Annotated in this window: 8 protein-coding genes; 5 read left to right on the forward strand and 3 right to left on the reverse strand. The window is 52.3% G+C overall.

Annotation, left to right across the window (positions count from 1 at the left end):
• The first annotated feature begins 243 nt into the window (after nucleotides 1-243).
• The 4 genes from CX651_RS11890 (at nucleotide 244) to CX651_RS11905 (ending at nucleotide 3027) form a co-directional block, all read left to right on the forward strand.
• Entirely contained in the window at nucleotides 244-987 is a 744-nt protein-coding gene (locus CX651_RS11890; protein ID WP_101056220.1) for an AAA family ATPase, read from the forward strand.
• On the forward strand, nucleotides 947-1351 hold the full coding sequence (locus tag CX651_RS11895) for a CopG family transcriptional regulator (RefSeq protein WP_101056221.1): 405 nt from the start codon (nucleotides 947-949) through the stop codon (nucleotides 1349-1351). Before CX651_RS11890 ends, CX651_RS11895 begins: the two co-directional genes overlap by 41 nt.
• A gap of 178 nt (nucleotides 1352-1529) precedes the next feature.
• On the forward strand, nucleotides 1530-2354 hold the full coding sequence (locus CX651_RS11900; protein ID WP_101056222.1) for a M90 family metallopeptidase: 825 nt from the start codon (nucleotides 1530-1532) through the stop codon (nucleotides 2352-2354).
• Nucleotides 2355-2466: 112 nt separating this feature from the next.
• Entirely contained in the window at nucleotides 2467-3027 is a 561-nt protein-coding gene (locus tag CX651_RS11905; protein WP_101056223.1) for a nuclear transport factor 2 family protein, read from the forward strand.
• Here the strand turns inward: CX651_RS11905 and CX651_RS11910 are convergent.
• From CX651_RS11910 to aceB, 3 genes are all read right to left on the reverse strand, one after another.
• A complete protein-coding gene (locus CX651_RS11910) occupies nucleotides 3007-4431 on the reverse strand; it encodes an HDOD domain-containing protein (RefSeq protein ID WP_101056224.1) in 1425 nt (474 codons plus the stop codon). The genes CX651_RS11905 and CX651_RS11910 overlap by 21 nt on opposite strands.
• Before the next feature lie 257 nt (nucleotides 4432-4688).
• Nucleotides 4689-6011 (reverse strand): isocitrate lyase, encoded by a 1323-nt coding sequence (gene aceA, locus CX651_RS11915; RefSeq protein WP_101056225.1) that lies wholly within the window; start codon nucleotides 6009-6011, stop codon nucleotides 4689-4691.
• A 73-nt stretch (nucleotides 6012-6084) separates the two neighbouring features.
• Complete coding sequence (gene aceB, locus CX651_RS11920) at nucleotides 6085-7695, reverse strand: malate synthase A (protein ID WP_101056226.1); 1611 nt, start codon at nucleotides 7693-7695, stop codon at nucleotides 6085-6087.
• A 733-nt stretch (nucleotides 7696-8428) separates the two neighbouring features.
• Here aceB and CX651_RS11925 point away from each other — a divergent pair.
• Nucleotides 8429-10855 (forward strand): TonB-dependent receptor, encoded by a 2427-nt coding sequence (locus CX651_RS11925; RefSeq protein ID WP_101056227.1) that lies wholly within the window; start codon nucleotides 8429-8431, stop codon nucleotides 10853-10855.
• Nucleotides 10856-11051: the final 196 nt, after the last annotated feature.

Below are 11051 nucleotides of genomic sequence, written 5' to 3' on the forward strand. Positions count from 1 at the left end.
CCAAAAACATGACGCGGCAAAATCAATAAAAATCAATAAAAATCATCAAGTTGACCAAAAACAATTTAACTTTTACATTTGTTTTACCGTTCACTGTTCACCTCCGTCAGCGACAGCCTTGGAGAGCCTTAAAGCAACGACACGGTAAACATCAAGTTGGGAACACTCCCGAACAAAGGAAAGTTGTAAGCCATCAGGGAAAGAGCAAATAACTTAAGAAGCAAGCTTTCAGAGGGCAAGACAATGATCATACTCGTTGGCGGTGAAAAGGGGGGCAGCGGCAAGAGCTGCCTGGCACAAAACATTGCCGTTTTTCTCACTGTGGAATGTGGCGCATCGGTGATCATGGTGGATTGCGACCCTCAGCGAACCACCTCGGACTGGATCCAGGCCCGCAACAACGACAGCAAGCTAGCCGGGATCAACTGTGTTCAACTCTATGGCAAAATTCGCAACGATCTGCTGAGCCTGGAGCAACATTATGACTATGTGATAGTCGATTGCGGTGGTCAGGACAACCTGGCGCTGCGTGCCACCATGTCAGTGGCCTCCCATGTACTTATGCCCCTCAGGCCCAAGCGCCGCGATCTCAAGACGGTTAGCCATATGGATGATATAGTCGCCACCTGCATGATGATAAACCCCAAAATGCGCGCCTCTTTTGTTATCACCCAATGTCCTAACCTACCCAATCAGGCCAGCCGTATTCTCGAGGCCAAGGAAGTCTGTAAAACCTACGATATCAATGTACTGGATGCTATCACCTACAGCCGTAACATCTATGACGACAGTGAAGAGTCCGGCCGTTCGGTAATCGAATTCGACCCCAAGGGTAAGGCCGCCAGCGAGATCCGTGCCATCGCCTGCGAAATGCTGCAGGCACAGAATGCCACTGAGATCCGCAGCCGTCTGATGACCAACCAACTCAACAGCATGAGGACTCAGTATGGGACTGGCCGATCTGAAGAAAAACGTTACGCCATCTGAGGCCGATGCCCGTAAGCGTATGTTGGCCATGCAATCCCTCGATGAGTTTATCGACGGCGCCATCTATTACGCCATGGGACAAACACAGCAAGCGGCGGCCACTATGCCGGTTGAACAGCGGTATTCCAATGCAGCTTCCACCAATCAGGAAGCGACTCAGCAAAAGCTGATACCCAAACGCCGCCACGAACCTTTTCGCAAGGCGACTTTTACCCTGAGTGAAGCGGCCATCAGTCACCTGGCCGAAATGGCCAGCGACTGTGATATTGCCAAGTCACGCCTGATACGTTTGCTTATCAAGCATCATCACAGCCTGGCGCCGCGAGAGCGCCGCGAGTTGGAGCAGAAGTTTATGCCGGACTAACTCTTTCCCTTGAACTGCGTGGACTGTTTGACACTCCCACCCTTTGCTGACAGCCGATAACAGGTTTCAACCTCTTTGCTGTCAGCTTTTTTTTGCTTGTTTTTCATGCGCCGAGCTTGAGTTATTCCCACTGAGCCCCCACAGATCGGATTAGACGCTTTAGCCATGGAGCCGGATCATGCTGGCCATTCTAATCACCCTTACCGCCGGCGCCAGCGCCATAGGCTGGATCCTCAGCCAATCCTGGCGGGATCGCAGACGCAGAAACAAAATACGCGCCAAGCCTTTTCCCAAGGAATGGCGCACTATTCTGAAAAAACGTATGCCCTATTTCCGTTCCCTGCCCAGTGACTTGCAACTGCAGCTCAAGAAACACATCCAGGTATTTCTGGCAGAAAAACAGTTTGTCGGTTGCGATGGGTTGGAGATAGATGATGAAATCCGCGTGACCATAGCCGCGCAAGCCTGTCTCTTGTTGCTCAATCGCCAAACCGACTATTACCCTAACCTGAGACAAATTCTGGTGTACCCATCGGCCTTTATTGTTCGCCAGCAGCAGCGGGATGCCAATGGCTTGGAATGGCACAGCCAAAGGTTATTGGCGGGAGAATCCTGGGGTCAGGGGAAGGTCGTCCTTTCCTGGCAGAATACTCTGGATGACGCCGCCGATCCGGCAGACGGCCGGAATGTCGTGATCCATGAGTTTGCCCATCAACTGGATCAGGAAGCAGGTGATGCCAATGGCGCTCCCAGACTCGGTGAGTTCAACGCCTACCCTGTGTGGTCGCAGGTTTTGGGGCAGGAGTTTGCCAAACTGCAGGCTCAGGCCGCCAGTGGTGAGCCGAGCCTATTCAGTTACTACGGCGCCACTAATCCGGCCGAATTCTTTGCCGTAATAAGCGAAGTGTTCTTTGAGCAACCGCAACAGATGAAAGCTGATTATCCAGAACTTTACCAGGAGCTGAGCCGCTTCTATCGTCTCGATCCCCTGAATTGGCAGTAGATCCCCCTTGCAACTGCACAATTGTACGCTTCCCCCACTCCTTTGGCTCACATCTTGTACCCAATTGGGTTAAGCTGGAACAGATAATAAAAAAATTATAATAGGAAACATTATGTTGTACCTTAAACCTCTGTTGCTGACTACAGCGCTGCTGCTACCAATTTACGGCCATTCAGCCTTGGCAAATAGCCCGCAAGCCGGTAATCAAAACGGCCAGGAGCAAACCGGCCAACCCAATGAAAACCAAGCTCAGGCCGCTTCGGTATTGGATAAGCTGCACATAAGTGCCGCCAATGCCGACTGGGACAGCTACTTTAGCCTCTTCAGCCCCGATGCGGGGTTTATCGGTACAGATGCCAGTGAATACTGGAATATGGTTGAATTTGAGCAGTATGCCCGTGCCACCAAGGGCTGGACTTACCAAAGTTTCTCGCGCCGCTTGGTGCAGCACGGCGATGTGATAGTGTTCGATGAACTGCTGGAAAGCCAGTCCTATGGGCTTGGACGGGGCACTGGCACGCTTGTCAAAACTGAACAAGGCTGGCAAATACTGCAGTACAGTCTGAGTTTCCCGATTCCCAACGCCCTGGCGCCCAGAATTACCGATCAGATAAAGCTGTATCGCAAAAAGCAGCTGGCCGAGCTAAATAAATCAGTGCCTGAAGGCAACTGAGAAACAGATATTGGCCAGCTGTACAAAGTGACTAAAACTATCAAAGTCGTCGGGATAAATATCCCGGCCAGAACTGGCTCTGTCAGCGTAATAGACGCCTATCACCTTATTATCCACCTGTAACGGTGCCAGCAAAAAACCACTGGCGGGGACTTTTCTCGCCAGTTGTTCACCGAGCACGGCTTGATCAGCGCCCTCGCCCTGCCAGACAAGGCGCTGATTTTCGATGCAATCCTTCAGCAAAGTACCACGGCCTTCCAGTTCAAGAACAAAGTCATTTCTCATCTCCTCGGCGCCGTCTCCAAGCGCGATCCTCGGCTGCAACATGCGCCTGCTCGGTGACAGCAAGAGCACGACGCAGCGGTCAAGACCAATACCCTCAAGTATTCCCTCCAATGCCGTGGTCACTACCTTATTGAAATCAGTCTTCTCGACGGCAAAGCCAGTCAGCTCTCTGAGTTTCTTAAGCTGGAACGCAAGATTTGCCTCGCGCACCACAACCTCAGCCCCCCTCTCCTGCGGCAGCAACAGATCTGTGTCCGGCAGATACTCGATAAGCACCTTGGCGCCATAGGCTTCGGCCAACTTAACAGTAGCGTTGGAGCAGCGAAGGACCCGGCCACGAAACTCATCTGTATCCAGCTTAAGCATATCGGCGGCTTGTTTAAGGCGCCGTTCCAGCTCCTCGGGTTTGAGTGCGGCTCCGGCCAGCGCTTCACTGAGTTTATTGGCCAGAAAAATACTGCGAATTTCCGGCGTGCGTTCATCGGGATTGCTGAGCGACTTGCACAAGAGCTCACCCAGGCCCCAACTGCGGGCCAGCCCCTGGCTGAGCTGATTGAATGAAGCCCCGAGCGCCTCGCGCACCAGATTGAGCCTATTTACGGCATCGCTCTCGGCGCTGAGGGCTGAATCCAGCTCCTCGGCCAGCTCGGCTCCCGTGCTCCAAAAGGCACTCTCACCCAAGTGATAGAGCAGCGCGGCGATAAACACCTCTTCCTGCAACTCCTCATCGTAACCATCGAGCATCATCTTGGCCAACATGGCGGCCTGAAACGCCAGGGCCATCAGCTTAAGTAACCTTTGATAAACCGAGGGAGTCAGATTTTTGCTTTCCAGCAAACTGGAGAGGAGCTTGGCAGTAATGCAAATATTGCGAATGGTGTCGAACCCCAATACCACGGCAGCGCGGCTGACCGTAGTGACAGGGCTTATTCCCTTGTTATAGATGGCACTGTTGGCCACCCGCAAAATACGGGAAGTGAGCGCATTGTCGTGCATTATGCTGCGCCCCAGAATCGCCATGGAGGACACATCGTCCTTGGCGAGTTTTTCCAACGTCCTTATTGTTGAGCAAAGTGCGGGCATTTCCTGATCACTGATCCTGCGGGTCCAGTAATCCATCCCCTTGTTGGCTGATTTCAAATACGACTCAACTCTTTCAGGTATTGGCCCAGCGGTGGGCTTGAGAATGGAACTCTTGTTATGAATAAAGCACAAACTTCAAAAAAATAACACAATTACAACAAAAAAAGGCGACTCAATGAGTCGCCAAAACACAAGCAACAAGGCTCAAATGACTGGGAAGTCACAAATTACCCCCGAAAATGGCGTAGGTTCATTTCCGGGGAAGTGGCGCCCGAGGACGCCAACACAGGGGATTAAAATTGCTCTTCTTCGGTCGAACCGCTCAGAGCCGTGACAGAGGACTGGCCGCCCTGGATAACATTGGTCACCTGATCAAAGTAACCTGTACCCACTTCCTGCTGATGCGCCACAAAGGTATATCCCTTCTGCGCAGCAGCGAATTCGGCTTCCTGAACCTTCTCAACATAGTGCTTCATGCCTTCGCCACGGGCATAGTCGTAGGCGAGATCGAACATGTTGTACCACATGTTGTGAATACCGGCCAAAGTGATGAACTGGTACTTGTAGCCCATGTTGGCAAGCTCCTGTTGGAACTTGGCAATGGTGGCGTCATCCAGGTTCTTCTTCCAGTTGAACGAAGGTGAACAGTTATAGGCCAACAGTTGATCCGGATACTGGGCATGGATGGCTTCGGCAAAGCGGCGCGCCTCTTCCAGATCCGGCTTGGCGGTTTCACACCAGATAAGGTCGGCATAAGGTGCGTAGGCAAGCCCGCGGGAAATAGCCTGATCCAAACCAGCTTTCACCCGGTAGAAACCTTCCTGGGTACGCTCTCCGGTGATGAAGTCGCGATCATAGGGGTCGCAATCTGAGGTCAGCAGATCAGCGGCGTTGGCATCGGTACGGGCAATCACCAGAGTATCCACTCCGGATACGTCGGCTGCCAGACGGGCCGCCACCAGCTTCTGTACCGCTTCCTGAGTCGGCACCAAAACCTTACCGCCCATGTGACCACATTTTTTCACCGAGGCCAGCTGATCTTCGAAGTGCACCCCGGCGGCGCCGGCATCTATCATGGACTTCATCAGCTCATAGGCGTTCAGTACGCCACCGAATCCGGCTTCGGCATCGGCCACAATCGGCAGGAAGTAATCGACATAACCCTCATCTTCCGGGTTTTTACCCTGGTTCCACTGGATCTGATCGGCGCGGCGGAAGGAGTTATTTATTCGCCCCACCACGGCAGGCACGGAGTTGGCCGGATAGAGTGACTGATCCGGATACATGGTGCCCGCCAGGTTGGCATCGGCCGCCACCTGCCAGCCTGAAAGGTAGATAGCCTCGATACCGGCCTTGGCCTGCTGCACGGCCTGACCGCCGGTCAAAGCCCCGAGAGAGTTGACATAACCCTTCTTGGCGCTGCCGTTAACCAGCTCCCACAACTTGGCTGCGCCGCGCTTGGCGATGGTGTTTTCAGGAACCACTGAACCGCGCAATGCCACAACTTCTTCGGCGGTAAATGGACGGCGAACGCCCTGCCAACGTGGATTTTCAGCCCAATCCTTTTTCAAAGCTTCTATCTGCGCCTGACGTGAATTCTGTGTTGCCTTGGTCATTTTGACTCTCCTTCGTAGGGTAATTTGGCAGCCACCCAGCCCCCGCGGGCGGCCGCCGTTAATGGTTATGGGGTTATCGGGTAAGCAGCTCGTAGCCCGGCAAGGTCAGGAAAGTCACCAGCTCATCGGCTGTGGTGATCTCTTCCAATAAGCTTGCTGCCTGCTTGAATTGGCCGTTATCGAAACGCTCGCTGCCGAGCTCTTCACGCACATTGGCCAACTCCTCTTTCAACATGGCGCTGAATAGTGCCTTGGTCACCGGCTTGCCGTTGGAAAGCTTTTGCCCGTGCTGGATCCATTGCCAGATAGAGGCGCGGCTGATTTCCGCTGTGGCTGCGTCTTCCATCAAGCCATAGATGGGCACACAACCATTGCCGCCAATCCAGGCTTCTATGTACTGCAGTGCAATACGGATATTGAGTCGCATCCCCTCTTCGGTGCGCTCACCATCACAGGGTTTGAGCAGCTCGGCCGCCAGGATGGGTGCGTCCACATCGCGGGTGATATGCAGCTGGTTGGCGTGCTCTTCACCTATATATTCGTTGAAAATCCCCATGGCGGTATCGGCCAGGCCAGGGTGCGCCACCCAGGTGCCGTCATGGCCGTTTCGGGCCTCAAGCTCTTTGTCCTTGCGAACCCGCTCCAGCACCTGGGCATTAGTTTGCGGATCCTTGGCGGGAATAAAGGCTGCCATGCCGCCCATCGCCAGGGCGCCGCGCTTGTGGCAGGTCTTGATCAGCAGGCGTGAATAGGCGCTGAGAAACGGCTTATCCATGGTCACTTGTTGGCGGTCCGGCAAAATACGATCGGGATGCTTCTTCAAGGTTTTGATATAGCTGAAAATGTAATCCCAACGGCCACAATTGAGCGCCACTATGTTGGAGCGAAGCTCATAGAGGATCTCCTCCATCTCGAACACGGCCGGCAGAGTTTCAATCAGACAGGTGCACTTGATGGTGCCGCTCTGCAGGCAGAAACGCTCTTCGGCGAAGGCAAACACCTTGGCCCACCAGCGCGCCTCAAGATGGCTCTCGAGCTTGGGAATATAGAAGTAAGGTCCGCTACCCTTGGCTAGCAGTTGGCGATAGTTATGGTAGAAGTACAAAGCAAAGTCGAATAAGCAGCCGGGAATAGGCTTACCGTTGAATTCGACATGCGCCTCCGGCAGGTGCAGCCCCCGCACCCTGGCAATCAATACCGCAGGGTTGGCCTGCAATTGATAGTGTTTGCCGGTTTCCGGCGCGGTGAAGTCAATTTCACCGCGGACGGCGTCACGCAGATTGATTTGACCCTCGACCACCTTCTGCCAGCTGGGTGCCAGCGAATCTTCGAAGTCAGCCATAAAGACTTTTACATTGGCGTTGAGCGCATTGATGATCATCTTGCGATCCACAGGCCCGGTGATCTCGACCCGTCTATCTTTAAGATCCGCCGGTATACCGCGAATTTGCCAATCACCATCTCGAATGGCTCGGGTTTGCGGTAAAAAGTCCGGCAACTCGCCATCGTCTATCCGCTGCTGACGTTGCTCACGCTTTTCCAACAAGCTGGTCACTTCCGGAGCAAACTCCCGACACAGAGCCTCGAGGAAGTTGAGCGCACCTTCAGTAAAAAGGCTCTGCTGCTGTGGTATTTCGGCCCCCTTTATACTGAGCCCTTGCTGTGCGACTGTCTCTGCTATCATCTTGCTGTCTCCCTGGGAGGCAGATTAAAGCCTGCCAAACCCTGCAAATGTTCATTTCGTACTAAAACCTATCGATAAACATTTGTATTTGCAACAGTCGGAATGTTGAAAAAACCATCAAAAGCTAGGCTTTAACTTGACTCGAAATTGGTATGACCAAGTAAAAAAACAGAATACAATCACTTGTTTTTAAAGCAAAAAATATTACACCACAAAGACTCAATCTGCGGATTACAGAAAAATGTCAGACAACTTGACCACACAAAAGCCAAAGTAATTTATTACGTAATTAAATAACAATGAGGAAGAATTAATTTCCAAAAAATATCAGTAAAACTTAGGTCTAATCCGCGAATATCCGTTTCGAACTCTCGTCAGGGTCAACTTTAAATAACCAACAAAAACAAATAGCTAACAAAAGCGCAACCACAACAGACATTAAACGACCGTTTAAATCTTACCTTTACGTAAAGGTTAAAATTAAATGTGATCAAGATCCGTTTTTCACGACTTGCGTATAGTGATCAACACAGACAGATACTTTGGTCAGTCTGATAAAAAAAACGATTTTTTTTAAATTTTTTTCAAAAACTTGCCTCTTTAAGCCCTAGGAAGCGGATCCATGTGGCCTAGTCAAAAAATACCCAGTCAACCGATACAGTTTGAAACTTTTGTTGCAACACAAATAAAAACCATTATCATTCGCACCCTATTTTCAAGGGGATGATCTCAAATGCAGCAATCCGCAATATCTCTGGCAGTAACGGCTTGTCTGTCGCTGACCATGGCACAGACCACACAGGCAAACGAAACGACTCAGCCGCAACAGGTATCACAGGATGTAGAACGCATTACCGTTTATGGTAAACAGAACAAAGTGGTAATGAATTCAGGGCTGGCGACCAAATCAGATATGTCGCTGATGGAAACCCCGGCGGCCTTGGTGGTGATAGATAAAGAGCTGTTTGCCGCTCAGGGGGCCGACTCGCTGCAGGACCTAATACGTAATATCAGTGGTGTTACCCAAGCCGGCAACAACTACGGCATAGGTGATAATCTGGTGATCCGTGGCCTGGACGCCAACTACACTTATGACGGCATGTACGGCGGCGCAGGACTCGGCAACACTTTTAATCCCACTCGCTCCATGACCAATGTGGAAGCGGTTGAGGTGCTCAAAGGCCCGGCGACCGGACTTTATGGTATGGGCAGCGCCGGCGGGATCATCAACCTTATTGAAAAGAAACCTCAATTTCAGGACAGCACAGAAGTCAGCGCCGAAGCGGGCTCCTGGAACAGTTACAGCCTGGGGCTCGACTCTACCGGAGGCTTGAGCGACACCCTGGCCTATCGTCTGGTGGCCAAACATGCCCGTAGCGATGGCTATCGTGATATCGGCAGCGACAGAGATGAAGTCTATGCCTCGTTGAAAATTCTGCCTTCAAACTCTCAAGATCTGGTAGTGTCGGCCGCCTGGATTAAAGACTCTGTGCAGGTGGACTCTGTAGGCCACCCGATACGTATCTACAACGCCGCCTCTACCGGTGGCCTGAGCGGCGCACAAGTCAGCTGGCAAGATTTGATTAACGACCCCAATGGCGCCGGCATTCAACTAACCGAGGCGCAGCGGCAACAACTGGCCAACTCCCTGGTGGCGAGTGACGGTATTGAACCCTTCGATATAGGTGATACCAGCCTGGCCTCTCCCATCAGCAGGCCCAATGAAGGCGAAGAGTGGCGCTTCAAGCTGAACCACAACATTACCCTCAGTGACAATCTGCAGCTCAATCAGCAGTTACAGTATAGAGACTACCAGTCCGGGTTCATCCGCCAAACTGGCGCATATAACTATGTGTACTGGAAACGCAAGGTCAAATCCGTAGATGTGATCAATGCCGATCCCCGCGCTCCACTGGTGATTGATGATGTCCTGTACCCTTATGCCGCCAGAAGACAGGAATACCGCAAGGTAGATGCCCACGAGAAATCCTGGCAGTACTTTGCCGATATGCGCTACAACTTCAGCTTGGCAGGGATAGACAGTGAGCTGTTGCTGAATGCCAACCTGGAAGACAGAGATATCGCCTACAAGAGCTGGGCTCTTTACGACAAAGATGGCGGTGGTGAACTGCCTTATATTCTGGATATCCGCAATCCCAACTGGGGTAACAAAGCCTTTGAGGACTACAACCCGGATCTCAAGGACAACTATAACAAGCAAGTCCGCGCCTGGGGCCTGGGCATGCAGTATGTGGGTTACCTGAGTGAAACCTTTACTGCCAGGGTGGGTGTGGCGTTCAATGAGATTGAGCAGAAATACAGTCATCTGGGCACCCCTAAAAAAGATCCGACCCCGGAGCAGGACAGCAAAGATCACGGCATTACCTACAACCTGGGTCTGACCTACATGCCGACCGATAATCTGTCCTTCTTCGTCAATCATGCCAAGGGACGCACCGCTTACAGCGTGCTGGGTGCCGTAACGGGCGCACAAAGTGGCCGCGCAGCGGACAGAAAGGATTCAGAGTCCCTAAGCTATGATCTCGGTATGCGCTTCAAGGGCTTTGACGATCAGTTGCTCGGCTCCTTGGTCCTGTTCCAGAGCGAGCGCACTAACCTGCGCTACGGCAACCCGGAATACAATGACAAGGAAGGCGCGCCTGATTACAACATCTCAGTGCCCGAATTCTTTTACGATGGCAAGGACAAGACCACAGGTGCCGAGCTGGATCTCAATGCCCACCTCAATGAAGAATGGCTGATAAACCTCAATGGTCTGTACCAGGATGCACGCAACAAGAATGACCCCAACTCCAGCAGCTACAACAGCCGCCAGAAAGGGGTTCCACAGGTCAGTGCCAGTGCCTGGGTCACATACAGCCATCAGTGGCAGGCGCTGCCGCAACCCTTGTCCGTCAGCTTTGGGATTCGTTATGTCGACGAGCGCAGCACCAACTCGGCTTCCTTCGGGATCCCGGATGGCAAAGTGCCCGCCTTTACGGTTTGGGACTCGGCCATCGCCTACAAGGCCGATGACTGGAGTGTTCAGTTGAACCTCAACAACCTGTTCAACAACCGTTACTATGACAAGGCGATGTTCCTTGGCGGTATGCCTGGTGCTGAACGCAACGCCAAGTTGAGCGTCAGCTACCGCTTCTAACACAGCATTGGGCCAACCCGCCGATCAGTGTGTCATATAACCCTTGTGACAAAAGCGTTCGACGCTTGCAGTAAAGAACCCAATCCGATGGCCTTTAAGTCATCGGATTTTCTTATGCTTGCTGCAACTCCCCATCCAGCAGCAATGTAGATCAGATAAGGATCGGTTGACCGATCCTTCTGATGAGAGACAATCG

Source organism: Shewanella chilikensis (genome assembly GCF_002836945.1).
Classification (GTDB): domain Bacteria; phylum Pseudomonadota; class Gammaproteobacteria; order Enterobacterales; family Shewanellaceae; genus Shewanella; species Shewanella chilikensis.